Genomic DNA, 24,853 nt, shown 5'->3' on the forward strand with positions numbered 1-24,853 from the left:
TCAGAGCCTCGCGGCGTGGATCGGCGTCACGAGAATGGCGCGAGCACCCAGCTCGTAGAGGTCGTCCATGATGCGATTCGTGCTCAAGCGCGGCACCATGGCCCGCACGGCCACCCAGCCGGAGTCACGCAACGGCGAGATGGTCGGCGACTCGACGCCCGGCGTCAGGGCAACCGCGCGTTCGATCAGGTGCGAAGGCAGGTCGTAGTCGATCAGCACGTACTGCCTGGCGACCATCACGCCCTGAAGACGCCTGTGCAGCGTCCCGAGACCGGATGCCGGCTCCCCTGGGGCGCTGATCAGCACGGCCTGAGACTGCAGGATGACCGGTCCGAAGATCTCGAGACCTTGCTTGCGCAGAGTGGAGCCGGTCTCGACGACGTCGGCGACGGCATCCGCGACACCGAGGCGCACGGCGGATTCGACGGCCCCGTCGAGTCTCACGAGCGTGACGGAGACGCCTGCCTCGTGCAGGAACGCCCCGACGAGCCCGTCGTAGCTGGTGGCGATGCGCAGTCCCTCGAGTTCGCGCAGCTCGGAGAAGCGCCCGGCCGGACCGGCGAACCGGAACGTGGACGCCGCGAAGCCGAGCTCGTCGATCTCGCTGGCCGGTGAGCCGGAATCGAGCATCAGGTCGCGGCCGGTGATGCCGACGTCCAGTGCTCCACTGCCGACGTAGGTCGCGATGTCGCGCGGTCTCAAGTAGAAGAACTCGACGTCGTTCGCCTGGTCGACGACGATGAGTTCCTTGGGGTCTTTTCGGCCCGTGTAGCCCGCCTCGGCGAGCATCACGGCGGCGGTCTCCGACAACGAGCCCTTGTTGGGCACGGCGATCTTCAGCATGGTCTGCTGGTCTTCCTCACGGTCTGCTGGTCACGGTCATCGATGCGCACATCACAGATGTCGGTACACGTCCTGCAGCGTGAGGCCCTTCTTCAGCAAGAGCACCTGAAGGTGGTAAAGCAGCTGGGAGACTTCTTCTGCCGTCTCGTCGTCGCTCTGGAACTCGGCCGCCATCCATACTTCGGCAGCCTCTTCGACGATCTTCTTTCCGATGGCGTGGATGCCGGCATCGAGCTCGCGTACGGTGCCTGAGTCCGCTGGACGGGTCTCGGCCTTGATGGCGAGTTCGGCGAACAGCTCGTCGAAGGTTTTCACCGTTCTAGGTTAGTGGCTGCGACATGTGCCCTGCGGCGGTGTCGCGCAGCACGGCGATCTGGGCTGCGGGGTCTTCAGCACGGAACACACTCGAGCCCGCGACGAACGTGTCAGCGCCCGCCTCAGCTGCTGTGACGATCGTCTCCTCCGTGATGCCGCCGTCGACCTCGAGCCACACATCGAGCCCTCTCGCCGTCACGGCCTCACGCAGGGTGCGGAGCTTGGGCATGGTCTCTGCCATGAAGCTCTGGCCGCCGAAACCCGGTTCGACGGTCATCACGAGCACCTGGTCGAACTCCGCGAGGAGCTCGAGGTAGGCATCCGCTTCCGTGCCGGGCTTGAGGGCGATTCCCGCTCTGGCGCCGAGCGATCGCAGTCGACGCGCGAGTGCGACGGGGTCGGCGGCGGCTTCCGCGTGGAAGGTGACTGAGTGGGCGCCAAGTTGCGCGTAGCCCGGTGCCCAGCGGTCGGGATCGTCGATCATCAGGTGCACGTCGAGCGGAATCGTCGAGACATCCTGAATGCGCCCCACCATCTGCGGCCCGAATGTGAGGTTCGGCACGAAGTGGTTGTCCATCACGTCCACGTGCACCAGATCGGCCGTGGCGATGCGGCCGAGGTCGCGCTGCATGTTGACGAAGTCGGCGGCAAGAATGCTGGGATTGATGCGGGGCACTAGATCTTCTCCAGAAGCGTGATGAACATGGCGTCGGTTCCATGCCGGTGAGGCCAGAGCTGCACCTGAGCCGGGTCACCGGCGAGATCGAGCGGCCGCAGAGCGACCGACTGCACGACATCGCGGGTCGGCAGCTCTCGCAGGGCATCCGGATGCCGCTTCAAGGCGTCGCTGACCGCAACTCGCGTCTCGGCGAGATGCGGCGAGCACGTGATGTAGCAGAGCAGACCGCCCGGCTTCAGCGCCTTCACGGCCGAGTCGATGAGCGCCGCCTGCAGTCTCGAGAGCTCAGGCACGTCGCCCGGCACCTTGCGCCACCTCGCCTCAGGGCGGCGGCGGAGGGCGCCGAGCCCTGTGCACGGCGCGTCGAGCAGAACCCGATCGTACTCGCCTGGCTCCTCGTCACCGATGGTCGTTCCGTCTCGTCCGGTCAGCTCGACGACCGAGACGGCGGGCTCGACGGCACGGCGCACGAGGTCCAGGCGAGCCGGAATGAGTTCGTTGGCGACGAGCCGGGCACCGGATGCCTTGGCCGCTGCGGCGAGCACGGCGGCCTTGCCCCCCGGGCCGGCGCACAGGTCGAGCCAGGTCTCGCCCTGCGCGATCTCGCGAGCAGCGATCAGGGTCTGTGCCGCGAGTTGCGATCCCTCGTCCTGCACCCTGACGGTGCCGCCCGTGCGACGCACGATCCCGGTCGGATCGCCGCCCGCCGAGACGAATCCGATCGGGGAATACGTATCGTGCTCGGCATCGTCCGGCACGTTCGCCAGCCCCGGAAGCGCGACGAGGTTGATGCGAGGCGCCTCATTGTCCGCGGCCAGGAGGTCGTCGAGCTCCTCCTCGCGGTGCTCGGCGGCCAGTGCGTGGCGGAATGCGCGCACGATCCACACCGGATGCGACGTGAGCGCCGCCAGTTCGTCGTCGCCGCCGTTCGACGCATCGGCGACGCGGGAGTTCCACGCGCCGGGCTTCGTGCGTGCGATGGTCCTGAGCACGCCGTTGGCGAATCCGACGGCCGACCGTGAGCCGGCACCACGCACCAGTTCGACCGTCTCGTACACCGCAGCGTGCCCCGGTGTGCCGAGCGTGAGCAGTTGGTGGCAGCCCAGCCGCAGCGCATCGAGAACGGGCGGATCGATCAGGTCGACGGAACGCTTGGCGGCGAGCTCGATCACGCGGTCGTAATAGCCGCGGAGACGCAGTGTTCCGTAGGTCAGCTCCGTGGCGAGGGCGGCATCGGAGGGTGCGAGCGCCGCGCGGTCGAGGCGGGCGGGCAGCAGCAGATTGGCGTAGGCATCCGAGTCGCTCACGGCGCGCAGAACGTCGAACGCGACGGATCGTGCGGATGCCCGCCACTTGCGCACGTCACTCACGACGCCACCTCCGCGTGCGAACCGGCTGGCAGGCCTCTCAGCCAGTCCGCTCCCGGCATGGGCCGCTTGCCCGCGGGCTGAACGGTCACCAGCTCGAGAGGTGCCGTCGCCGTGCCGACCAGGGCATGTGCTCCGTTCAGCGCCAGCGCGCCGGGTGCCATCGCTGCGGCGTCGGAGCGTGACGCCTCGAGCACCTTCACCCAGTTCTCCCCCACCACGAAGAACGCGCCGGGCTCGGGCGTCACTCCGCGGACGCGTGCATAGACGGAGCTCGCATCCCGCGCCAGGTCGAGCTTCGCGTCGTCGATCGTGAGCTTGGGCGCCATGGTGGGTTCGCCCACCTGCCGCTGAGCAACGGCGGTGCCCGCCTCGATGCCGTCGACGACACGCTCCACAAGGTCTGCTCCGTCGACGGCGAGCGATTCGAGCAACTCGCCCGCCGTCTCGTCTGCGCCGATCTCGCGCTCGATGACGTCGTACACGTCGCCGGCGTCGAGCTCGGGCACGAGGCGGAACACGGCCGCACCTGTCATCTCGTCTCCTGCGATGAGCGCGCGCTGCACGGGAGCCGCGCCCCGCCACCGTGGCAGCAACGAGAAGTGCAGGTTGACCCAACCGTGGCGAGGACTGGAGAGCAACGGCTCCCGCACGAGGCCGCCATAGGCGACGACGACGCCGAGGTCGGGGCGCAGGTCGAGGATGCGTTCCGTCACGTCGGCATCCAACCTCGCCGTCTTCAGTACGGGAAGCCCCAGTTCGGCGGCCGCCTCCGCCACCGGGGACGGTGTCAGTATGCGGCGTCGGCCGAGCGGGGCATCCGGCCGGGTGACGACCGCGACGATCTCGTGACGCCCACCCGCGAGGGCGCGCAGGGTGGGGACGGCGGGTTGGGGCGTTCCGGCGAACACGATCCTCATGCTTTTCGACTCTCCTCAGGTCGTGTTGCCACGACCAGGTCGCGTGACGTCTTGACTGCGACGCGTCACGAGATCTCGGGGTCGTCGAGTCTGACTCTGAGTGTAGGCGGGGGTCGGTAGCCTCTGTCGCCGCGTGGTCTGCGGCTCTTGGCGGCCGATCGGATGATCGCCGAACGCAGTGCAGCAGCGACGGCCGAGCCCTGAGTGTATTCGAAGCGCACGATCGCGCGCACGGCATCCGACGCGACGGCGCCTCTGCGGGGTGCACGTGCGGAATCAACGGGTGTCGGGCCGAGCACGTCGATGAAGGTTCCCGAGGTCAGGGATGCGACGGCGTCCCCGACCGCCTTCGGCGTCCCCGTCACGGTGGCGACACGCACCGCAGGCGGGAAACGGAGCGTGCGCCGGTCGACGAGTTGCGCACGCGCGTACTCCGGTTGCTTCCACGTGGCGAGGGCGTGAGCCAGCGGGCCGGCGACGCCGGCGAGCACGACGGGCGCCCCCGGCGTTGCAAGGGCCGCCGCGTTCGACCACCAGCGCAGGCAGTCGTCGCCGACGGTCAACGACTCGCGTGCGAGCATCCGATCTCCGTCGAGCAGCAGCACTGCCCGGTAGCCACCTGCAGCGACGGGCTCCGCCCCCCTCGTCGCGACGATCAGTGCTGGGCGTTCGTCGACGACGGTGACGCGTCGTTCCCCGTCGGACACCACGACGCGCACGCCGGGGAACGCACGACCGAGTTCCTCCGCTGTGCGTGCGCTGCCCCTGGTCACGAGCCGTACCTTCGTCGCGTGGCAGTTCGAGCACGACCAGTGCGCAGCGATCGCGCCGCACCACCGGCAGGAGGGAGCAGCGCCCGATGAACCGAGACCAAGCGGACCGTCGCATCGTTCGCAGCGAGCCGCCTCGCCGCAACGGGCGCAGGCCAGAACGGGGGCATACCCCGGCCGGGCGACCTGCACCAGCACCGGGCCCGAGGCGAGACCCTCCTTCGCTGCGCGCCACGCGCCGCCCGGGATGCGCGCCGGCGTGCCTTCATCGGCTTGAGCGGCTGTCACGACCACCCGAGGCACGACGGCAGGGTCGGGCGAGACGGCGCTCAGCCAGCCCAGCTCGACGAGACGCTGCACCTCCACACTGCGGGTGTGGCCGGCGAAGACGAGGGCGCATCCGCTCTGCTCCGCGCGCACCAGGGCGACGTCGCGCGCGTGGGCGTATGGCGCGAGAGGCTCGGAGTGCAGCGGATCGGAATCGTCCCAGAGTGCGATCATCCCCAGCCGGTGCGCCGGCGCGTAGACGGCCGACCGGTTGCCGATGATGACGCGCGGCATCGGCTCGAGGCAGCGCAAAAAGGCGCGGTAGCGGTCCTGGTTGGGCTGGGCGGCATCCAGGCGCGCAACGGCACCGGCGGGAAGCAGGTCGCCCAGTGCGGCCTGAAGCTGGTCCAGATCCCGGTAGTCGGGAACCGCGATGACCGCGCTGCGACCGGATGCCAGTGTGCGGGCCGCCAACTCGGCCAGCGTCACCGCCCACGCACCCACCCACTGGCTGCCCCACATCGGATGCTCGCCAAGCAGTCGCGCGAGGCGTGGCACGGCGTCGAGGGCGATGCGTCGCGACTCGTCCACGGCTCGCCCCGGGGCGTCGTCGCGGTAGCCGCGCGCGATGACCGGCTCGACCCGCGGTGGTTCGCCGGCGTGCTCCGAGGCGAGCCAGGCCTTCTCGACCCGCACCATGCGGGGCGGAACGGCGAGGCGCAGCACGTCGATCGCGCTTCCGGCAGAACGGTCGGCGATGCGTCGCGCCAGGTCGGCGATCTCGGGCGTGAGCACGCGTGCGGCTGACACCACTGTCTCGAGTTCGCTGAGCGCGCCGTCGAAGTCGGCGTGATCCGTGACCTCGACGATGTAGCCATCAGCGAGCCTGCCCGCTGTGCGCAGCGGCACGGTCACGCGCACACCGGGCACGGCGTCGTCGATCAGCCGCTCGGGAATGGCGTAGTCGAACAGCCGGTCCAGCTGCGGAAGCGGAGTGTCGACGATCACGCGCGCGACCCGCGCGCCGGCCATCAGATTCCGGCGGCCGACCGCAGATCGTCGACGCGGTCCAGTCGCTCCCAGGTGAAGTCAGGCAGCTCGCGGCCGAAGTGACCGTAGGTCGCGGTCTGCGCGTAGATCGGGCGGAGCAGGTCGAGGTCCCTGATGATCGCGGCCGGCCTCAGGTCGAAGACCTCACGGATCGCCGACGTGATGCGCTCCTCGGGCAGATGAGCGGTGCCGAACGTCTCGACGTACAGGCCGACGGGCGAGGCTGTGCCGATGGCGTAGGCGACCTGCACCTCGAGTCGGTTCGCGAGCCCTGCCGCGACCGCGTTCTTCGCGACCCAGCGCATGGCATAGGCGGCCGAGCGGTCGACCTTCGACGGGTCCTTGCCGCTGAATGCTCCCCCACCGTGTCTGGAGGCTCCGCCGTAGGTGTCGATGATGATCTTGCGACCGGTGAGACCGGCATCCCCCTGCGGTCCGCCGATCTCGAAGCGGCCGGTGGGGTTGATGAGCGTCTTCACGTTGCCGGAGTCCAGGTCCACCCGTTCGAGAACCGGACGGATGATGTGCTCGTCGACCTCCGCCCGAAGGTGCTCGGTCGACACCTTCGGCGAGTGCTGCGTCGACAGCACAACCGTCTCGACGGTGCGCGGCGTGATGCCGTCGTAGCCGATGGTGACCTGCGTCTTGCCGTCCGGCCGCAGGAAGTCGAGTTCCCCTATCTTGCGCACCTCTGCGAGGCGTTCCGCCAGCCGGTGAGCGATCCAGATCGGCACGGGCATGAGCTCGGGTGTCTCTGTGGTGGCGTACCCGAACATGATGCCCTGGTCGCCGGCGCCCTGTCGGTCGAGCGCGTCGACGGATGCCTCTTCACGGCTCTCGTACGCGTCGTCGACGCCCTGCGCGATGTCGGGCGACTGCCCGCCGATGGAGACGGAGACACCGCACGATCGCCCGTCGAACCACACGTCTGACGAGGTGTAGCCGATCGAGGTGATCGTCTCGCGCACGATGGCGGGGATCTCCACGTACTCGCTCGTGGTCACCTCACCCGCGACATGCACGAGACCCGTGGTGACGAGGGTCTCGACCGCGACGCGACTGTGCGGATCGACCCTCAGCAGCGCGTCGAGGATGCTGTCCGAGACCTGGTCGCAGATCTTGTCGGGATGTCCTTCTGTGACGGATTCGGAGGTGAACAGGCGTAAAGAAGTCATGGGTGCTCCAGCTGGTCCGTAGCCCCATCCACGTTCTGGTCGCGGGTCAGGCGGAGGTGATGACGTCGAGAATACGATCGGCCACCGACGACTTCGCGCCTGCGGCCTCCATTACTATATCGCCGGCGGCATCGAGCACCACGACCTCGTTCTCGTCGGTGGAGAACCCGGTGCGCCAGCCCACGTTGTTGATGACGAGGAAGTCGCAGCGCTTGCGCCGGAGCTTTCGTCTGCCGAGCTCGATGAGCGCTTGCGGGTCGCTCTCGGTCTCGGCCGCGAATCCGACGACGAGCTGATCCGGCTGCTTGTCCGCCGAGAGCCCGGCGAGGATGTCGGGGTTCGACACGAGGCTGAGCTGAAGCTCGTCTCCGACGACGTCCTTCTTGATCTTGGCGTCGCTCGTCGTCGCGGGACGGAAGTCGGCGACCGCAGCCGCCATCACGATGATGTCGGCGTCGCTTGCGGCATCCGTCACCGCGCGTTGCAGCTCCAGCGTTGTGGAGACCGTGCGTGTCTCGACCCCTTCGGGAACGGGCACGTCGAGATGCGCGGCGATCAGCACGACGTCTGCTCCCCGATCGCGTGCCGCTGTCGCAAGCGCCACGCCCTGCTTTCCGCTTGAGCGGTTGCCGAGGTAGCGCACGGGGTCGAGCGGCTCTCTCGTGCCACCTGCCGTGATCACGATGCGGTGCCCTGCGAGGTCGCGTCGCGCCGTCCTCGGCGCCTCGCTGTTCGCAGCTCGGTCGTGACGCGAGGCCGGCTTGGATGCCAGTGCCAGCGCCGCCGCGACGATCGCGTCCGCCTCTTCCATGCGGCCAGGGCCCGAGTCGGACCCGGTCAGCTGGCCCACGGCAGGTCCCACCACCGAGACGCCGCGTTCGCGCAGCGTGTGCACGTTGTGCTGGGTCGCCGCGTTCAGCCACATCTCCGTGTGCATGGCAGGAGCCACGAGCACGGGCGCCGTCGTGGCCAGCACGGTGTTGGTGAGCAGGTCGTCGGCGAGCCCGTGCGCGATCTTCGCTATCGTGTTGGCGGTCGCCGGTGCGATCACCACCAGGTCGGCGCGCTTGCCGATCCCGACGTGCCTCACCTCTGACACACCCTCGTAGAGGTCGGTGTTCAGCTGGTTGCGGCTGATCGCCTCGAACGTCGGGGCCCCGACGAATCTCAGCGCGGCATCCGTCGCGATGACGTGAACGTCGTGCCCGAGCAGCACGAACGACCGGATGATCGAAACGGCCTTGTACGCAGCGATGCCGCCGGTCACGCCGACGACGATCGTCAGGGGCGTAGACACGGCGGCACCGTCGCTCGTCACGTCACTCGTCGATGGGACGGGCGACGAGCTTGTCTTCGTTGATCTCGTGCAGGGCGACCGACAACGGCTTGTCGTCGATGGTCGAGTCCACGAGCGGGCCGACGTTGTCGAAGAGGCTTCCCTCGTGCAGGTCGGCGTAGTAGTCGTTGATCTGACGCGCCCGCTTGGACGCGAAGATCACGAGGGCGTACTTCGACTCGACGCGGGAGAGCAGTTCGTCGATGGGCGGGTCGATGATGCCCTTGGCTGCAGTTGACATGAATACTCCTTCGATTGCGGCTACCGGCCGATGCCGGTACCGCCGAGACGGTGCTGATGCTCGTGGGGAGCAGTGAGGCTCCGCACGTTTCAGCGACCTGACGATGTGGCGGCGCGGCGCGGGCGGCGTGCGCGCACCTGCATCAAGTCTACGACCTCGCGCGCGGCCTCGCCCACGGTGGTGTTCACGACCCGCGCGTCGAACTCGTCCTGCGACGCCAATTCGACCTTCGCGGTCGCGAGCCTTCGGTGCTGCTCCTCCTGCGACTCGGTGCCGCGGCCGATCAGCCTGCGCACCAGTTCGTCCCAGCTGGGCGGCGCGAGGAACACGAGAACGGCATCCGGCATCGCGGCGCGTACCTGGCGTGCGCCCTGCAGATCGATCTCCAGCAACACGCTGCGACCGTCGCCGAGCGCCTTCTCGATCGGCGCGCGCGGCGTGCCGTAGCGGTGGCTGTTGTGCACCTTCGCCCACTCGAGCAGCTCGTGATCTGCGATCATCCGATCGAATTCCGCGTCGTCGACGAAGTAGTAGTCGACGCCGTCCACCTCATCGGGCCGCGGACTCCTGGTCGTCGCCGACACCGACAGGAGAACATCGGGATAGTTCTCTCTGATGTGCCGTGCGACGGTGCCCTTGCCGACCGCAGTCGGTCCCGCCAGCACGACGAGGCGCGTGCGGCCGTTCGGTGTGGTCTGCCCGAAGCGCTCGCTCAGGAAGTCGCGCAGGCGTTCCCTCTGGTGCTTGCCGAGGCCGCCGAGCCGCTTCACGGGTGCGATCTCGAGGCGCTCGAGGATCTCTTTGGTCTTCGTCGCGCCGATGGCCTTGAGACTCATCAGAAAATCGGTGATGCGCAGCGTGCCTTCCGGGCCGTCGGGATGCACGATGGCGGCGTCGAGCACATCGAGCGGAGACCTCTCCTCCGACGCGATCGCCGTCTTGACCGAGGCGCGAGCGCGTCTGGCTGCGACGGCGGCACGGGATGCCGCGACACGGTCCACCTCGGGAGGCCGAGTCGAACGCGAACTCGTCGTCGACGCGGGTTGCTCAGACAAGGGCCGCACGCACCTCGTCCGCTCGAGCGGCGATGGCCTGTTCGAGTCCGTCCGGCCCCGCCGACAGGATGCTGCGCGACTCGCTGATCACGATCACCTCGGCGAGCGCGCCGAACAGACTCCGCGCATCCTCGACGCGCGCGCCCTGGTGGCCGAATCCGGGCGCCAGCACCGGAAGCGCCGGTTTCGGTGCATCGACGGTGTCGATACCGAAGCCCTTCAGGTCGATGGTGGCCCCCAGCACGACGCCGAGGGGCCCGATAGCGTCTCCGATCAGCGTGTTCTCGCGGTTCACATCATCGATGATGACACGAGCCACCGTCCGACCCGAATCGGGGTCGATCGAGCTCTGGATGCCGGCGGCTTCCGGATTGCTCGTCGCGGCGAGCACGAAGAGTCCTTTGCCTGCCTCAGCGGCGAGGCGGATCGGCGCGTTCAGCGACCCTACGCCTTGGAAGGCCGACACAGTCATGGCATCGGCCTCCAGGCGCGATCCCGGCGTGAGCCACGCCTCACCGTACGCTTCGACACTCGTGCCGAGGTCGCCCCGCTTGACGTCGGCGATGACGACCAGTCCGGCCGCACGCGCAGCCTCGAGCACCTGCTCGAGCGCGTGGTATCCGGCAGAGCCGAAGCGTTCGAAGAACGCCACTTGCGGCTTGACGATCCCCGCGCGTCCCGCTGCCGCCTCGACAACGCGCAGGCCGAAGTCCCTTGCGCCCGACGCATCGTCCGCCAGGCCCCAGTCCGCGAGAAGGTAGGAGTGCGGGTCGATTCCCACGCACAGTGCGCCGCGCTCCTCGATGGCGGCGGCGAGGCGGATGCCGAAGCCCGTCGTCATGCGGACTTCGCCCGATCGAGTGCGTACTCCTGAAGCGATCGCACCTCGAACCCCGCCCTGATCGCGTCGATCGATGCGACAGCCGCGCTCAGCTCGGCGATCGTCGTGAACAGCGCGGTGTCGGCAGCGATCGCGGCAGCGCGGATCTCATACCCGTCGGCACGTGCCGACCGGCCGCTCGGTGTGTTCACCACGATGCCGATCTCGCCGCGGTTGATCAGGTCGACGATGCTGGGTTCGTCGTCGGCGCGCTCATCGCTGTACTTGCGCACCGGCTCCGCCGCGATGCCGTTGCGCGCCAGCACCTCGGCAGTACCCTCGGTCGCGACGATGCGGTAGCCCTGTTGCGCAAGCCGGAGCACCGGCAGCACGATCGACCTCTTGTCGCGATCACTTACCGAGACGAAGACGGTGCCGGTCAGCGGCATCCCGCCGTAGGCAGCGGTCTGGCTCTTCGCGAACGCACGCGGGAAGTCCTTGTCGACGCCCATCACCTCCCCGGTCGAGCGCATCTCGGGCCCGAGCACCGAGTCGACGGTGCGGCCGTCCTTGGTGCGGAAGCGCTTGAACGGCAGCACGGCCTCCTTCACCGCGACGGGAGCGTCGAGCGGCACGACAGAGCCGTCCTGCTCTGGCAGCAGACCTGAAGCCTTCAGCTCCGCGATGTTCTCGCCGACCATGATGCGGCTGGCGGCCTTGGCCAGCGGGATGCCCAGCGCCTTCGACACGAACGGCACGGTACGACTCGCCCTCGGGTTCGCCTCGAGCACGTAGAGCACGCCCGCGGCGACGGCGAACTGCACATTGAGCAGCCCCCGCACTCCGACCCCCTCTGCGATCTTCAGCGTCGCATGCCGCACCCGGTCGACCACTGAACGGCCCAGCGTGACCGGCGGCAGCGTGCAGCTGGAGTCGCCGGAGTGGATGCCCGCTTCTTCGATGTGCTCCATCACGCCGCCGATGTAGAGCTCATCGCCGTCGAACAGCGCATCGACGTCGATCTCGATCGCGTCGTCGAGGAAGCGGTCGACGAGCAGCGGATGCCCCTGCCCGATGATGGCCTGGTCGGCGACGCGCACGAAGTAGTCGTCGAGCGACGGACTGTCGTAGACGATCTCCATGCCGCGACCCCCGAGCACGTAGCTCGGACGCACCAGCACGGGGAAGCCGATCTCGGCTGCGGCCGCCTGGGCGCCTGGTGCGTCGTACGCGATGCCGTTGCGTGGAGCGAGCAGTCCGGCGTTCTCGAGGATCTCGGCGAACAGCCCGCGCTCCTCTGCGAGGTCGATCGCGCTGGGGCTGGTGCCGAGGATCGGCACGCCTGCAGCCTCGAGGCCCTTCGCAAGGCCGAGGGCGGTCTGGCCGCCGAGCTGCACGACGACGCCGACCAGCTCACCGGACTGCGACTCGGCGTGGATCACCTCGAGTACGTCCTCGAGCGTGAGCGGCTCGAAGTAGAGCCGGTCGCTGGTGTCGTAATCGGTCGACACGGTCTCCGGGTTGCAGTTGATCATGACGGTCTCGAATCCCGCGTCGCGCAGGGCGAACGAGGCGTGCACGCACGAGTAGTCGAACTCGACGCCCTGGCCGATGCGGTTCGGTCCTGACCCCAGGATGACCACCTTGCGGCGATCGCTCGGCTCCACCTCGGTCTCGAAGTCGTAACTCGAGTAGTGGTACGGCGTGAGCGCGGGGAATTCACCGGCACACGTGTCGACGGTCTTGTACACGGGGCGCACGCCGAGGATGTGGCGCACCTCGCGCACCTCCGCCTCGCCGAAGCCGCGCAACTGGCCGATCTGGGCATCCGAGAAGCCGTGGTCCTTGGCGAGCACGACGGTGTCGGTGTCGAGCATGCCGGCCCCCGCGATGGTGTCGGCCACCTCGTTGATGAGGACGATCTGATCGAGGAACCAGGGGTCGATGCCGGTCGCGCGGTAGACATCTTGAATGCTCGCGCCCTTGCGCAGCGCCTGCTGCACGGTGACGATACGCCCGTCGGTCGGCGTGGCGGACGTCTCGAGCAGCTCCTCGACCGTGCGTGCCTCCTCGCCCCAGTGGAACGACGAGCCGTTCTTCTCCAGCGAGCGGAGCGCCTTCTGCAAGGCGCTGGCGAAGCTGCGGCCGATCGCCATCGCCTCGCCGACCGACTTCATGGTGGTGGTCAACGTCGGGTCGGCGGCCGGGAACTTCTCGAACGCGAACCGCGGCACCTTGACGACGACGTAGTCGAGGGTCGGTTCGAAGCTCGCAGGCGTGACACCGGTGATGTCGTTCGGTATCTCGTCGAGCCGGTAGCCGATTGCGAGCTTGGCCGCGATCTTGGCGATCGGGAATCCTGTCGCCTTCGAAGCCAGAGCACTCGACCGCGACACCCGGGGGTTCATCTCGATGACGATGATGCGGCCGGTCTCGGGGTTGACGGCGAACTGGATGTTGCAGCCACCGGTGTCGACGCCGACGGCTCGGATGATGTCGATGCCGATGTCGCGCATCCGCTGGTATTCGCGGTCCGTGAGCGTGAGCGCCGGTGCGACGGTGATGGAGTCGCCGGTATGCACACCGACCGGGTCGACGTTCTCGATCGAGCAGACGACCACCGTGTTGTCGGCGGCGTCGCGCATCAGCTCGAGTTCGTACTCCTTCCAACCGAGGATCGACTCCTCGAGCAGCACCTCATGGGTGGGCGAGTCGTGAAGACCGGCGCCGGCGATGCGGCGCAGATCGTCTTCGTCGTACGCGAAGCCCGATCCCAGACCGCCCATGGTGAAGCTCGGCCTCACGACCAACGGGTAGCCGAGTTCGTCCGCGCCGGCCAGCACTTCGTCCATGGTGTGGCAGATACGGGAGTCCGCGACATCCGCGCCGCACTCGATCACGAGCTCCTTGAAGATCTGGCGGTCCTCGCCCTTCTGGATCGCCTCGAACTTGGCGCCGATCAGCTCGACGTCGTACTTCTCCAGGATGCCGTGCTCGTGCAGCTGCATGGCCGCGTTGAGCGCGGTCTGGCCTCCGAGGGTCGGCAGAATGGCATCCGGCTGCTCCTTGGCGATGATCGTCTCGATCACCTGCCACGTGATGGGCTCGACGTAGGTGGCATCCGCGAAGTCCGGGTCGGTCATGATCGTCGCGGGGTTCGAGTTGACGAGGATGACGCGCACGCCTTCCTCTCGCAGTACGCGGCACGCCTGCGTGCCCGAGTAGTCGAACTCGCACGCCTGGCCGATCACGATCGGGCCCGACCCGATCACGAGCACGGATGAGATGTCTTCCCTTTTGGGCATCAGTCGTTGTCCTTCGTCGCGTGGGCGAGAACCAGGTCTCTGAATCGGTCGAACAGGTAGTTGGCGTCGTGCGGTCCTGCGGCCGACTCCGGGTGGTATTGCACGCTGAATGCCGGAATGTCCAGGCAGTTCAGCCCCTCGACGACGTTGTCGTTGAGGTCGTAGTGGCTCACCTCCACGCGGCCGAAGCCTTCGGCCGACTCGCTGATCTCGTCGATCGGGGCGTCGACCGCAAAGCCGTGGTTGTGCGCCGTGATCTCGACACGGCCGGTCGAGCGGTCGAGCACCGGCTGGTTGATGCCGCGGTGACCGAACGGCAGCTTGTACGTGCCGTAGCCGAGCGCACGTCCGAGCAGCTGGTTGCCGAAGCATATGCCGAAGTAGGGAACGTCTCGGCGCAGCAGAGTGCGCAGCAGTTCGACGTGCTCGTCGGATGCCGCAGGGTCGCCCGGCCCGTTCGAGTAGAACAAGGCGCTCGGGTTCAGCTCGGTGATCTGATCGGCGGTCGTCGTCTCGGGAAGCACGATCACGTCGAAGCCGCGCTCGGCGAGGTAGTTCAGCGTGCTGGTCTTCACGCCGAGGTCGAGCACGGCGACGGAACCGACACGCTCGCCGCGCGCAGGGATCGTGTACTGCTCGGGCGTTGAGACGATCGACGACAGATTCTGGCCGCGCATGTCGGCGCCGGCGCGCACCAGGTCGAGCTGCTCCAGGGTGCCGAGCGCGGCATCCGCTCCCGAGAAGATGCCTGCCTTCATCGCACCCGCCGAGCGCAGGTGTCGCGTGACAGCGCGCGTGTCGATTCCGCTGATGCCGACGACGCCACCGTCGGCCAGATCGTCGTCGAGGCTGCGCTGGGCGCGGAAGTTGGAGACGACGCGTGAGGGCTCGCGCACGGCGAATCCGGCGACCCAGATGCGCCCCGACTCCTTGTCGGCGTCGTTCATACCGGTGTTGCCGATGTGCGGTGCCGTCATGAGCACGATCTGCCCGGCGTACGACGGGTCCGTCAGGGTCTCCTGGTAGCCGGTCATGCCCGTCGCGAAGACGGCCTCGCCGAGCGTGCGGCCGAGAGCTCCGTAGCCGTGGCCCTCGAAGCGCGTTCCGTCTTCGAGGACGAGCACGGCAGGCTCGCGACGCGCGGCGGTTGCAGCCTCGGTCGGCGAGGAGAAGGTCACCTCCGGCGCGTTGGGCTCTGGTGTCTGCCCCACGCCAGCCGGCTGTTCGTTTGGCTGCTGCTCGTCTGCCAGTTGTTCGTCTGCCATGTCAGGCCTCGTTTCCGGAGGTGTCGTCGGTGGGAACTGTTGCGCCGCTGTCGGCGCCGATGATGCTGCGGATGCCCGTGACGAGTCGTTGCCGCTCGTCGGGGTCCGTCACGCGAAGGTAGGTGTCGAGTACCGTGCCATCGGCATCCGCCGGCACCGTGCGCCAGGCCAGCAAGACCAGCCCGTCGCGCTCGACCGTGCGATCGATCGTCCAGGTCGCTGCGCCGATGCCTGCCATCGCCGATGCGGCGATCGCAACGCTGGACTCCCCCTGCGACGTGATCGTCACGCCCCCCTTGGAGACGGCGACGGCGGCGCTCGCACGGAACGCGAGCCCGGGGACGACAACGCGATCCAGCGGCTTGTCGTGATATGTGCTCGCCACGTGCAGCGCGTGCACGGTGAGCAGGAGCTCGCCCGGGGCATCCAGCACGGTCGGCACTGCGAGTGCGGAGTCGCGGCCGGCACGGCGACGCCAGCCGCGCCACATGCCGACGAAGATCAGTGCGACCAGGACCACGATGATCGCGGTCGGCCAGAGCTTATCCATGCTGTTCACTCTCCTTGGCGAGCGAGGCGGCCTCGTCCTTCGCGATCGGATTCCCGTCTCGAACGGTCGCGGTTCCGCCGTGGAACGTCCAGAGCACGCGCCCCGGCAGTTCGCGGCCGAGGTAGGGCGAGTTGACGCCCTTGCCTGCCAGTCGGTCGACGTCGAAGACGTCGGTCTTGTTCGGGTCGTAGAGCACCACGTCCGCACGGAATCCGGATGCCACGGGCCGACCGCGCTCCACGCGCCCGATCCGCGCGGGAGCCTGCGCCATCACCCGTGCCACGTCGCTCCAGCCGAGCAGACCGGTTTCGACGACGGCCTTGTGCACGACGCTCAGCGCGGACTCGAGGCCGACCATGCCGTTGGCCGCGGCATCCCACTCGCAGTCCTTCGCCTCGATCGGATGCGGCGCGTGGTCGGTTGCCACGATGTCGATGGTTCCGTCGGCAAGGGCAGAGCGCAGCGCCTGCACGTCCTCCTCGCGCCTCAGCGGCGGGTTCACCTTGAAGCGCGCGTCGTAGCCGGCCACCAGCTCTTCAGTGAGGAGCAGGTGGTGCGGCGTGACCTCGGCCGTGACGTCGATGCCGCGCGCCTTCGCCCAGCGGATGATGTCCACCGATCCGGCAGTCGACACGTGACACACGTGCAGCCGGCTGCCGACGTGCTCGGCCAGCAGAACGTCGCGGGCGATGATCGACTCCTCTGCCACCGCGGGCCATCCGGCGAGCCCGAGGGTCCCTGACAATGCGCCCTCGTTCATCTGCGCGCCTGCCGTGAGACGTGGTTCCTGGGCGTGCTGCGCGATGACGCCGTCGAAGGCCTTCACGTATTCCAGTGCCCGGCGCATCAGCAGCGGATCGAAGACGCACATGCCGTCGTCGGAGAACACGCGAACGCGCGCCCTGGATGCCGCCATCGCGCCGAGCTCGGCGAGCCGCTCTCCCGCCAGACCCATCGTCACGGCGCCGATCGGCTGCACCGTCGCGTAGCCGGCGGCGAGCCCGAGCGAGAGTTCCTGCTCGACGACGCCTGCGGTGTCGGCCACCGGGGACGTGTTCGCCATCGCGAACACTGTCGTGTATCCGCCTGCCGCAGCCGCGCGCGTGCCGGAGAGCACGGTCTCGCTCTGCTCGTAGCCCGGCTCCCGCAGGTGGGTGTGCAGGTCGACCAACCCCGGCAGGGCGATCAGCCCTGAGGCGTCGATGCTGGTGGCATCCTGCGACCCGGTCTTCGCGTCTGCGCCGACCGTGAGGGTGCCGTCCGAGATGAGGATGTCGGCACTCGAGCCGTCGACGAGCGTCGCGCCCTCGATGAAGAAGCGTTCGCGTGACACTAGTTGACCTCCCGATCGCCCGACAGCAGCAGGTAGAGCGCAGCCATGCGCACGGAGACGCCGCTCGCGACCTGATCTCGCACCAGTGAACGCGGCGAGTCGGCCGCTGCGGCCGAGATCTCCAGGCCGCGGATCATCGGGCCAGGATGCATCACCATCGTATCCGGGCGCAGCCTGACCAATCGCTCGGCATCGAGTCCCCAGGTTCGCGAGTACTCGCGGGCGTTCGGGAAGAATGCTGCGTTCATGCGCTCGGCCTGGATGCGCAACATCATGATCACGTCCGGGTCGTCCGCGATGGCGGTGTCGAGGTCGTAGCCGATCCCGGCCGGCCACTGATTCGTGTCGACTGGCAGCAGCGTCGGCGGCGCGACGAGCGTCACCTCGGCGCCCAGCGTGTCGAGCAACCACACGTTCGACCTGGCGACCCTGGAGTGCAGGATGTCGCCGACGATCGTCACGCGCAGCCCGTCGAGGTCTTTACCGCGGCTCGCTGTGCCGTGCAGACGTTTGCGCATGGTGAACGCATCCAGCAGCGCCTGGGTCGGATGCTCGTGCGTCCCGTCCCCCGCGTTCAGGATGCCCGCGTCGATCCACCCGCTCGAGGCGAGCGTGTGCGGCGCGCCCGAAGCCGAGTGGCGGATGACCACAGCGTCGGCGCCCATCGCGGCGAGCGTCTGCGCGGTGTCTTTCAGGCTCTCGCCCTTCGAGACGCTCGAGCCCTTCGCGCTGAAGGTGATGACATCGGCGGAGAGCCGCTTCGCGGCGGCCTCGAACGAGATGCGGGTGCGCGTCGAGTCCTCGAAGAAGAGATTGACGACGGTCTTGCCGCGCAGGGTCGGGAGCTTCTTGACCTCGCGGGTGGCGACATCCGCCATGTCTTCCGCGACGTCCAGGATGCCGATGGCGGCGTCGCGGTCGAGGTCGCGTGTGGAGAGCAGATGGCGCATCAGTGCTTCTCCCCCTCGTGCTCGTCGCGCTCGCCATGTTCGGGTTCGCCACCGTCGATCGTGACCGCGTCGTCTCCGTCCACCTCGGCCAGTCGCACGTTGATGCGCTCCCTGGCGGAGCTCGGAAGGTTTTTGCCCACGAAGTCGGCCCTGATAGGGAACTCGCGGTGCCCGCGGTCGACCAGCACAGCGAGGCGCACGGCCTTCGGGCGGCCGAGGTCGCTCAGTGCGTCGAGCGCGGCCCTGATGGTGCGGCCGGAGAAGAGCACATCATCGACGAGCACCACGGTCGCGCCGTCGATCGAAACCGGAACGCTGGTGGGCGACGGCGTCCTGGTCGGATGCTTCGCAAGATCGTCGCGGTACATGGTCACGTCGAGCGCGCCGACGGGCGGTGCCTCGCCGTCCTCGATGCGGGCGATGGTCGCGCCCAGTCGCCTCGCCAGGGTCACTCCCCTGGTCGGGATGCCCAGAATGACGAGATCGTCAGAACCCCGGTTGGACTCCAGGATCTCGTGAGCGATCCGAGTCAACGCCCGGGCGATGTCAGCCTGCTGCAGCACGGTGCGTGCCGTCATGCCGACCCCCTTCCCCGCCTCACAGGACGGCTGTTAAAGGATGCCTTCGACCGATGAGCCTATCAGTTGCAGATCGGTGGTCGGCACGTGGGCCTCGGGGCATCGAGCAGCGTTTCACGACCTGATCACGACCGTCGTCCTCGACGAACGACATCTGCCGCCCACTCAAATGTGGAACAGCCGCCCGCCCGCCAGGCTCACGGCGACGGCGAGCACGCCGATCACGACGGTACGAGTGATGGTGCGGAGCAGACGCGCCCTGCCGTAGCGCGCGACGATCACCGAGGTCACGACGAGCGAGACGACGACTGCGGCGAGCGTGATCGGGATGCGCCAGGCATCCGGAGCCAGCAGCGCCGCGGCCAGCGGAGCCGCCGATCCGAGCACGAACGCTCCCAACGCGGAAACGCCCGTCAGGACGGGCCTTTGCACATCGGACAGGCTGAATCCGTACTCGGCCTCCACCTGTGAAGCGAGTGCGTCGCCCGCGCTCAGCTCGGCCGCGACCTGCGCGGCGAGTTCGGGTGAGAGGCCTTTCGCCTCGTAGATGGCGGCGAGCTCGGCCTCTTCCTGCTCTGGAGTGAGGGCGAGCCGGCGACGCTCGTTTTCGATGATGGCGAGATGCGCGTCGCGTTGGGTCGCAAGCTCCGAATACGTCACGACGCCGAGCGCCAAACCTCCGGCCACCATCGTGACGAACGCCGCGACGGTTACTGTCGCATCGCCTGCGCCCGCTCCCACGAAACCCTCGATGATTCCGGCCGTCGCGATGATTCCATCGTTCGCGTCGACGATCCGATCGCGCACGGAGTCCGCGCGCGAGACGGAGTCATCGGGAACCCACGCGGGTGCGCTCATGACCCTCCGTCGAGAAGCTGCCCTACTTGCCGCCGCCTGCGATGAACGACTTCAACGCCTTCGTGTCGGTGATGTCACCACCGTACTGGTGCCCGTTCACGAGCACGGTAGGGGTTCCTTTGATCGTCTTGATGTCCGCATCGGGAATCGGGCCGTTCAGTGCCGTCTGCGTGTTGTTCGTCAGCCACGCGGCGTACTTGTGCGAGGCGATGCACGAGTCGACGTCCGTCGCACCCACGCCGTGCGCGAGCGACGTCAACTTCGCGTCGGTGAGGCCCGATGAGCCCTCTCCCGGCTGATCGGCATAGAGCGCGGCGAGGTAGGTGAGGGTCGCCTTCGGATCGGATGCCGCAACACAGGTCAGCGCGCTGCCTGCGCGGGACGAGTAGTTCGTGCCCTGCGAGTTGGGGTCCAGGAAGTTCAGCGGGTGGATGCTCAGCGTGATCGTGCCGTCGTTGACCAGTTGAGCGAGCGTTCGGCCGTTGGCCTTCTCGAACTGGCCGCAGTATGGGCACATCGGGTCGATGTAGGTGGCCACCTTCGTCGTGCCGTCCCCGACGACGAGAGCTCCCTTGTCGAAGTCCGCAGCTCCCGTGACACCGGTGGGCAGTTTCGCCGAACTCGATGAGGCGGGGGCCGTCGCGGCTCCCGTCGACGGAGCGCAGGCCGCAAGCACCGCGACGATGGCCGCGCCGATCATGGCAGCGCCGATGCGGCGGCCGATGTTCCTCGTCATCAGTCGTGAACCTCCGTCAGTGCGCGACAGCCGCGCCGATCTTCGCGAGCAGGCCGTTGACGAACTTGGCCGAGTCATCCGTGGAGAGAATCGTGGCCTGGTCGACGGCTTCCGAAATCGCCACGCCGTCCGGCACCTCGGGGTTGTACAGCATCTCCCACACGCCCATCCGCAGAATGGCGCGGTCGACGGCGGGCATCCGCTCCAGGGTCCAGCCCTGCGCGTACGTCTGAATCAGTTCGTCGATCTCATCGCCGTGATCGATGACGCCGTCGACGACCTCACGCGCGTAGAGCCACGATGCCTCACGGGAGGGCTCGCTGGCGGCGCGCTGCGCCTCGTCAGCCAACGCGCTGGCGAGTGGGACTCCCCGCAGGTCTGCGCTGTACAGCACGTCGATGGCGCGCTTGCGAGCCTTGCTTCTGGCGCTCACTAGTTGACGCGGCCGAGGTAATCGCCCGTGCGGGTGTCGACCTTGACCTTCGTTCCGGTCTCGAGGAACAGCGGAACCTGGATCTGATACCCGGTCTCGACCGTGGCGGGCTTGGTGCCGCCGGTGGAGCGGTCCCCCTGCAGGCCCGGCTCGGTGTACGTGATCTCGAGCACGACGGATGCCGGCAACTCGACATAGAGCGGGTTGCCGTTGTTCATCGCGATGGTCACGTTCTGGTTCTCGAGCATGAAGTTCGCGGCGTCGCCGACGACAGTTCCCGGGACGGTGAACTGGTCGTAGTCGCTGGTGTCCATGAAGACGAAGCCGTCGCCGTCGCTGTACAGGTACTGGTACTCGCGACGATCGACGTTCTCGAACTCGAGCTTCGTGCCGGCGTTGTACGTGCGGTCGACGACCTTGCCGCTCACGACGTTCTTGAGCTTGGTGCGCACGAACGCGCCGCCCTTGCCCGGCTTGACGTGCTGGAACTCGATGACGGTCCAGAGCTGGCCGTCGATGTTGAGGACGGCGCCGTTGCGGATGTCAGCGGTATCGGATGCCATACGTGTTGATCCTTCGAAGAACGAAATGGGAAAGTCGAGCGGCCGACGGCGCCATCAGGCGCTGGCCCGCCGGAAAGTTTACCGGGTCTCAGCCGAACGTTCGCAGAACGTGCGTGAGAGCGAGCCGGTAGCCGTCGAAGCCGAGTCCGGCGATCACCCCGGTCGCGACAGGGCTGATCACGCTGGTGTGGCGGAATTCCTCCCGCGCGTGCGGATTCGAGATGTGCACCTCGATCACCGGAGTGCCGGTCTCCGTGACGATGGAGACGGCATCCCGCAGAGCGAGCGAGTAGTGGGTCCATGCTCCGGCGTTGAGGATCACCGGTGTGCGGGCATCCGCTGCCTCGTGCAGCCACCGCAGCAGCTGTCCCTCGTCGTCCGTCTGCCGCAGGTCGACGGTGTCGTCGACGGCGTCGGCGGAGAGGATGCCGCGCAATTCGTCGAGTGTCTGGTTCCCGTACACGTCGGGCTCGCGCGTGCCGAGCCGCCCGAGATTGGGTCCGTTCAGAACCAGGATCGTCGCCATGGAACGAGCCTACTGCCCACCGGAAGCGCGCTCCGGCGGCCCGTTCATGCGCGCGGGACCCACTTGCCGAAGCGGGGGCGTCCGCGCACGCGGCGTGGTTAGGAACCGATCTCCTGGTACGCCGCGAACAGCAGGCTCGGGTCCGGCGCCTGCATCACGGTCGGACGCGCGAGGTCGTCGAGCACGATGAACCTCAGCGTGTTGCCCCTGGTCTTCTTGTCGCGCTGCATCGCCGCCAGCAGCTGTTGCCAGCGGCCGGCGGGGTAGCTCACGGGAAGGGTGAGCGAGGTGAGGATGCTGCGGTGCCTGTCCGCCACATCGTCGTGCAGTCGCCCGCTCAGTCGCGCGAGCTCTGCCGCGAAGACCATTCCGACGGACACGGCAGCGCCGTGCCGCCATTGGTACCGCTCGGTGTGCTCGATGGCGTGGCCGAGCGTATGCCCGTAGTTGAGGATCTCGCGCAGACCCGCCTCGCGGAAGTCCTCGCCGACCACCTTGGCCTTCATGTCGATTGCCAGCTCGACGTTGCGTCGGAACACCGGACTCTGCGGGTCGGTGGCGGCGTCCAGGTCGGCCTCGACGTTGTCGAGGATCTCCGGCGCCCAGATGAATCCGGCCTTCACCACCTCTGCATAGCCGGCGAGCAGGTCGTTTCTGGGCAGCGCCTCGAGGGTGTCGAGGTCGCAGAGCACTCCCGCCGGAGCGTAGAACGCGCCGACGAGGTTCTTGCCCTCTGCGGTGTTGATGCCGGTCTTGCCGCCGATTGCGGCATCGACCATGCCGAGCACCGTCGTCGGAATCTGCACGAGCTTCACGCCGCGCATCCACGTCGCGGCGACGAAACCCGCCAGGTCGGTCGCCGCTCCCCCGCCGAATCCGATCACGGCATCGCTGCGGGTGAAGTCCGCCTGTCCCATGATCTGCCAGCAGAACGACGCGACCTCGACGCGTTTGGCAGCTTCTGCATCCGGTATCTCGGCAAGCAGCACCTGGTATCGGTCGGCGAGCGACTCGCGCAGCTCGGCGGCGGCCGCCGCGAGCGTCGGCTGGTGCACGATGAGCACGCGACGCACGTCGGGCCCGAGCAGTTCGCCGGCCTCGAAACGGATGCCTCGACCCACTCTGATGCCGTACGGCTGTGCCCCCGTGACACTCAGCTCGGTCGTCTCGCTGCTGTCGGCCGCGCTCATGCGTTCTCCCCGTTCTGCTGTTCCCACCACGTCGCGATCTCCTCGACGATCACCGAGAGCGGACGCCTCGACGTGTCGGCACGGTAGTCGGCGAGCGACACGTACAGCGGCATCCTGGACTCGACGAGGGCGCGCCACGAGTCGACACCGTTCACGAGCGGTCTCTTGTCGTCGTCGATTCGCAGAGCGACCGCCTCCGGTGTGACGGTGAGCAGTACGACGTGCGCGTTCGCGAGGTCTTTCCTGGTCTGCGGATCGAGCACCGCTCCCCCGCCGACCGAGATCACTCCGCCGGTTTCGAGAGCACGCACGACTGCCTCCCGCTCGATCACGCGAAAGTACGGTTCGCCCTCGCGGGCGAAGATCTCAGCGATCGGCCCGTACTCGGCGACGATCCTCGAGTCGGTGTCGGTGAAGGAGGCGCCGAGTCGACGTGCGAGCCGCTTGCCCACCCGGGTCTTGCCAGAGGCGGGCGGCCCGATCAGAACGATGGTCACGCGTGCACGGTCTCCGTGCGGAGCGAAGCGGGAATGGCGTCCAGGTACGCCTTGAGGTTGCGTGCGGTCTCGGCGAGCGAGTCTCCGCCGAACTTCTCGAGCACGGCATCCGCGACGACGAGCGCGACCATCGCCTCGGCGACGACACCGGCTGCGGGAACGGCACAGACATCCGAGCGCTGGTGGTTCGCGGGAGCGGCATCGCCCGTGGCGATGTCGACGGTGCGCAGCGCGTGCGGAACCGTGGCGATGGGCTTCATTCCGGCGCGCACTCGTAGAAGGGAGCCGGTGGTCATGCCGCCCTCCGTGCCCCCTGCCTTGTCGCTGGTGCGGGAGATCGTCGTTCCGTCGGTGACCAGTTCGTCGTGCGCGGCGGAACCCCGTCGTCTCGTCGTCTCGAAGCCGTCGCCGATCTCGACCCCCTTGATGGCCTGGATGCTCATCAGCGCCTGCGCGAGGCGTCCGTCGATCTTGCGGTCCCACTGCACGTGCGAGCCGAGGCCGACGGGTACGCCGTAGACGAGCACCTCGACGACGCCTCCGAGCGTGTCGCCGTCCCGGTGCGCGGCATCCACCTCGGCCACCATCAGAGCCGATGTCGCCGGGTCGAAGCACCGCAGCGGATCGGCGTCGAGGGCGTCGACGTCAGAGGGCAGCGGCAGTTGCGCGCCGTCCGGAACACGCACGGGTCCGATCGCCAAGGTGTGACTGACGAACGTGATGCCGAGCTCGGCCAGGAAGGACTTGGCGATCGCACCGAGCGCGACGCGCGCCGCGGTTTCGCGAGCACTCGCACGTTCGAGCACCGGCCTTGCCTCGTCGAAGCCGTACTTCTGCATGCCGACCAGATCGGCATGACCGGGTCGAGGTCGCGTGAGCGCTGCACCGCGTCCCGTTGCGAGCTTCTCCTCGTCGACCGGCTCCGCGCTCATCACGTCGACCCACTTGGGCCACTCCGTGTTGCCGATGCGCAGGGCGATCGGGCTGCCCATGCTGAGACCGTGGCGAACACCGCCCGAGAACGCGAGCTCGTCCTGCTCGAACTTCATGCGCGCTCCGCGGCCGTAGCCGAGCTTGCGGCGTGCGAGATCGGCACGCACGTCGTCCATGGCCACCGGCACGCCGGCCGGAAGGCCCTCGAGAACGGCGATGAGTTCGGGGCCGTGCGATTCCCCTGCGGTGAGCCAACGAAGCATGGAGTCAATTCTGGCATGCCGCGCCGAAGCGCTCA

At 67.9% G+C, this 24,853-nt stretch carries 25 protein-coding genes; all 25 read right to left on the bottom strand.

Translation table 11 applies throughout. From position 1 onward, the window contains the following. Positions 1 to 843, bottom strand: a complete 843-nt coding sequence (gene hisG / locus MJ603_RS07360; RefSeq protein WP_243063043.1) for an ATP phosphoribosyltransferase — start codon at positions 841 to 843, stop codon at positions 1 to 3. Between the two features lie 51 nt (positions 844 to 894). Beyond that, positions 895 to 1,158: a phosphoribosyl-ATP diphosphatase gene (locus tag MJ603_RS07365; RefSeq protein WP_243063044.1), complete on the bottom strand. Its 264-nt coding sequence runs from the start codon at positions 1,156 to 1,158 to the stop codon at positions 895 to 897. Positions 1,159 to 1,162: 4 nt separating this feature from the next. Then, entirely contained in the window at positions 1,163 to 1,834 is a 672-nt protein-coding gene (gene rpe / locus MJ603_RS07370) for a ribulose-phosphate 3-epimerase (RefSeq protein WP_308220575.1), read from the bottom strand. Further along, entirely contained in the window at positions 1,834 to 3,207 is a 1,374-nt protein-coding gene (locus MJ603_RS07375; protein WP_243063045.1) for an RsmB/NOP family class I SAM-dependent RNA methyltransferase, read from the bottom strand. Before MJ603_RS07375 ends, rpe begins: the two co-directional genes overlap by 1 nt. Then, positions 3,204 to 4,124 (bottom strand): methionyl-tRNA formyltransferase, encoded by a 921-nt coding sequence (locus MJ603_RS07380; protein ID WP_243063046.1) that lies wholly within the window; start codon positions 4,122 to 4,124, stop codon positions 3,204 to 3,206. Before MJ603_RS07380 ends, MJ603_RS07375 begins: the two co-directional genes overlap by 4 nt. Before the next feature lie 65 nt (positions 4,125 to 4,189). Next, complete coding sequence (locus MJ603_RS07385) at positions 4,190 to 6,193, bottom strand: primosomal protein N' (RefSeq protein ID WP_243063047.1); 2,004 nt, start codon at positions 6,191 to 6,193, stop codon at positions 4,190 to 4,192. Beyond that, positions 6,193 to 7,386, bottom strand: a complete 1,194-nt coding sequence (gene metK / locus MJ603_RS07390; RefSeq protein ID WP_243063048.1) for a methionine adenosyltransferase — start codon at positions 7,384 to 7,386, stop codon at positions 6,193 to 6,195. Before metK ends, MJ603_RS07385 begins: the two co-directional genes overlap by 1 nt. A 46-nt stretch (positions 7,387 to 7,432) precedes the next feature. Then, the gene (coaBC, locus tag MJ603_RS07395) at positions 7,433 to 8,671 is read right to left on the bottom strand and encodes a bifunctional phosphopantothenoylcysteine decarboxylase/phosphopantothenate--cysteine ligase CoaBC (RefSeq protein ID WP_243063303.1); all 1,239 of its coding nucleotides are present in this window, start codon (positions 8,669 to 8,671) and stop codon (positions 7,433 to 7,435) included. 34 nt (positions 8,672 to 8,705) lie between these two features. After that, positions 8,706 to 8,963 carry a DNA-directed RNA polymerase subunit omega gene (gene rpoZ, locus MJ603_RS07400; RefSeq protein WP_243063049.1) on the bottom strand — a complete coding sequence of 86 codons (258 nt, stop codon included), beginning with the start codon at positions 8,961 to 8,963 and terminating at the stop codon, positions 8,706 to 8,708. A gap of 89 nt (positions 8,964 to 9,052) precedes the next feature. Beyond that, positions 9,053 to 10,018, bottom strand: a complete 966-nt coding sequence (gene gmk / locus MJ603_RS07405; protein WP_243063050.1) for a guanylate kinase — start codon at positions 10,016 to 10,018, stop codon at positions 9,053 to 9,055. Further along, complete coding sequence (gene pyrF, locus MJ603_RS07410) at positions 10,011 to 10,859, bottom strand: orotidine-5'-phosphate decarboxylase (RefSeq protein WP_243063051.1); 849 nt, start codon at positions 10,857 to 10,859, stop codon at positions 10,011 to 10,013. Before pyrF ends, gmk begins: the two co-directional genes overlap by 8 nt. Further along, positions 10,856 to 14,143, bottom strand: coding sequence for a carbamoyl-phosphate synthase large subunit (gene carB / locus MJ603_RS07415; RefSeq protein ID WP_243063052.1), 3,288 nt, complete (start codon positions 14,141 to 14,143; stop codon positions 10,856 to 10,858). The genes pyrF and carB overlap by 4 nt, the downstream gene beginning before the upstream one ends. Beyond that, a complete protein-coding gene (gene carA / locus MJ603_RS07420) occupies positions 14,143 to 15,267 on the bottom strand; it encodes a glutamine-hydrolyzing carbamoyl-phosphate synthase small subunit (protein ID WP_308220578.1) in 1,125 nt (374 codons plus the stop codon). Before carA ends, carB begins: the two co-directional genes overlap by 1 nt. Before the next feature lie 142 nt (positions 15,268 to 15,409). Further along, positions 15,410 to 15,958, bottom strand: a complete 549-nt coding sequence (locus MJ603_RS07425; protein WP_243063054.1) for a hypothetical protein — start codon at positions 15,956 to 15,958, stop codon at positions 15,410 to 15,412. Continuing rightward, on the bottom strand, positions 15,951 to 17,291 hold the full coding sequence (locus tag MJ603_RS07430; protein ID WP_243063055.1) for a dihydroorotase: 1,341 nt from the start codon (positions 17,289 to 17,291) through the stop codon (positions 15,951 to 15,953). Before MJ603_RS07430 ends, MJ603_RS07425 begins: the two co-directional genes overlap by 8 nt. Continuing rightward, on the bottom strand, positions 17,291 to 18,241 hold the full coding sequence (locus MJ603_RS07435) for an aspartate carbamoyltransferase catalytic subunit (protein ID WP_243063056.1): 951 nt from the start codon (positions 18,239 to 18,241) through the stop codon (positions 17,291 to 17,293). Before MJ603_RS07435 ends, MJ603_RS07430 begins: the two co-directional genes overlap by 1 nt. Next, positions 18,241 to 18,819, bottom strand: coding sequence for a bifunctional pyr operon transcriptional regulator/uracil phosphoribosyltransferase PyrR (pyrR, locus tag MJ603_RS07440; protein ID WP_243063057.1), 579 nt, complete (start codon positions 18,817 to 18,819; stop codon positions 18,241 to 18,243). The genes MJ603_RS07435 and pyrR overlap by 1 nt, the downstream gene beginning before the upstream one ends. Positions 18,820 to 18,984: 165 nt before the next feature. Further along, positions 18,985 to 19,677, bottom strand: a complete 693-nt coding sequence (locus MJ603_RS07445; RefSeq protein WP_243063058.1) for a VIT1/CCC1 transporter family protein — start codon at positions 19,675 to 19,677, stop codon at positions 18,985 to 18,987. Between the two features lie 22 nt (positions 19,678 to 19,699). Continuing rightward, a complete protein-coding gene (locus tag MJ603_RS07450) occupies positions 19,700 to 20,413 on the bottom strand; it encodes a thioredoxin domain-containing protein (protein WP_243063059.1) in 714 nt (237 codons plus the stop codon). A 16-nt stretch (positions 20,414 to 20,429) separates the two neighbouring features. Beyond that, a complete protein-coding gene (gene nusB, locus MJ603_RS07455) occupies positions 20,430 to 20,846 on the bottom strand; it encodes a transcription antitermination factor NusB (RefSeq protein WP_243063060.1) in 417 nt (138 codons plus the stop codon). After that, complete coding sequence (efp, locus tag MJ603_RS07460) at positions 20,846 to 21,409, bottom strand: elongation factor P (RefSeq protein WP_243063061.1); 564 nt, start codon at positions 21,407 to 21,409, stop codon at positions 20,846 to 20,848. Before efp ends, nusB begins: the two co-directional genes overlap by 1 nt. Positions 21,410 to 21,497: 88 nt before the next feature. Beyond that, the gene (gene aroQ, locus MJ603_RS07465) at positions 21,498 to 21,935 is read right to left on the bottom strand and encodes a type II 3-dehydroquinate dehydratase (protein WP_243063062.1); all 438 of its coding nucleotides are present in this window, start codon (positions 21,933 to 21,935) and stop codon (positions 21,498 to 21,500) included. A gap of 98 nt (positions 21,936 to 22,033) precedes the next feature. After that, the gene (gene aroB, locus MJ603_RS07470; protein ID WP_243063063.1) at positions 22,034 to 23,125 is read right to left on the bottom strand and encodes a 3-dehydroquinate synthase; all 1,092 of its coding nucleotides are present in this window, start codon (positions 23,123 to 23,125) and stop codon (positions 22,034 to 22,036) included. After that, entirely contained in the window at positions 23,122 to 23,622 is a 501-nt protein-coding gene (locus tag MJ603_RS07475; protein ID WP_243063064.1) for a shikimate kinase, read from the bottom strand. The genes aroB and MJ603_RS07475 overlap by 4 nt, the downstream gene beginning before the upstream one ends. After that, on the bottom strand, positions 23,619 to 24,818 hold the full coding sequence (gene aroC, locus MJ603_RS07480; RefSeq protein ID WP_243063065.1) for a chorismate synthase: 1,200 nt from the start codon (positions 24,816 to 24,818) through the stop codon (positions 23,619 to 23,621). The genes MJ603_RS07475 and aroC overlap by 4 nt, the downstream gene beginning before the upstream one ends. Positions 24,819 to 24,853 lie beyond the last annotated feature (35 nt).

This window comes from Humibacter sp. RRB41 (assembly GCF_022761015.1).
Classification (GTDB): domain Bacteria; phylum Actinomycetota; class Actinomycetes; order Actinomycetales; family Microbacteriaceae; genus Humibacter.

Bases quoted from the DNA above. Each gene is read 5' to 3' on its own strand.
- MJ603_RS07385 (WP_243063047.1), bottom strand. From the start codon at position 6,193: ATGGCCGGCGCGCGGGTCGCGCGCGTGATCGTCGACACTCCGCTTCCG.
- aroC (WP_243063065.1), bottom strand. From the start codon at position 24,818: ATGCTTCGTTGGCTCACCGCAGGGGAATCGCACGGCCCCGAACTCATC.
- carB (WP_243063052.1), bottom strand. From the start codon at position 14,143: ATGCCCAAAAGGGAAGACATCTCATCCGTGCTCGTGATCGGGTCGGGC.
- pyrF (WP_243063051.1), bottom strand. From the start codon at position 10,859: ATGACGACGGGCTTCGGCATCCGCCTCGCCGCCGCCATCGAGGAGCGC.
- aroB (WP_243063063.1), bottom strand. From the start codon at position 23,125: ATGAGCGCGGCCGACAGCAGCGAGACGACCGAGCTGAGTGTCACGGGG.
- rpoZ (WP_243063049.1), bottom strand. From the start codon at position 8,963: ATGTCAACTGCAGCCAAGGGCATCATCGACCCGCCCATCGACGAACTG.
- MJ603_RS07445 (WP_243063058.1), bottom strand. From the start codon at position 19,677: ATGAGCGCACCCGCGTGGGTTCCCGATGACTCCGTCTCGCGCGCGGAC.
- metK (WP_243063048.1), bottom strand. From the start codon at position 7,386: ATGACTTCTTTACGCCTGTTCACCTCCGAATCCGTCACAGAAGGACAT.
- hisG (WP_243063043.1), bottom strand. From the start codon at position 843: ATGCTGAAGATCGCCGTGCCCAACAAGGGCTCGTTGTCGGAGACCGCC.
- efp (WP_243063061.1), bottom strand. From the start codon at position 21,409: ATGGCATCCGATACCGCTGACATCCGCAACGGCGCCGTCCTCAACATC.
- aroQ (WP_243063062.1), bottom strand. From the start codon at position 21,935: ATGGCGACGATCCTGGTTCTGAACGGACCCAATCTCGGGCGGCTCGGC.
- MJ603_RS07450 (WP_243063059.1), bottom strand. From the start codon at position 20,413: ATGACGAGGAACATCGGCCGCCGCATCGGCGCTGCCATGATCGGCGCG.
- MJ603_RS07425 (WP_243063054.1), bottom strand. From the start codon at position 15,958: ATGGATAAGCTCTGGCCGACCGCGATCATCGTGGTCCTGGTCGCACTG.
- MJ603_RS07435 (WP_243063056.1), bottom strand. From the start codon at position 18,241: ATGCGCCATCTGCTCTCCACACGCGACCTCGACCGCGACGCCGCCATC.
- pyrR (WP_243063057.1), bottom strand. From the start codon at position 18,819: ATGACGGCACGCACCGTGCTGCAGCAGGCTGACATCGCCCGGGCGTTG.
- MJ603_RS07380 (WP_243063046.1), bottom strand. From the start codon at position 4,124: ATGAGGATCGTGTTCGCCGGAACGCCCCAACCCGCCGTCCCCACCCTG.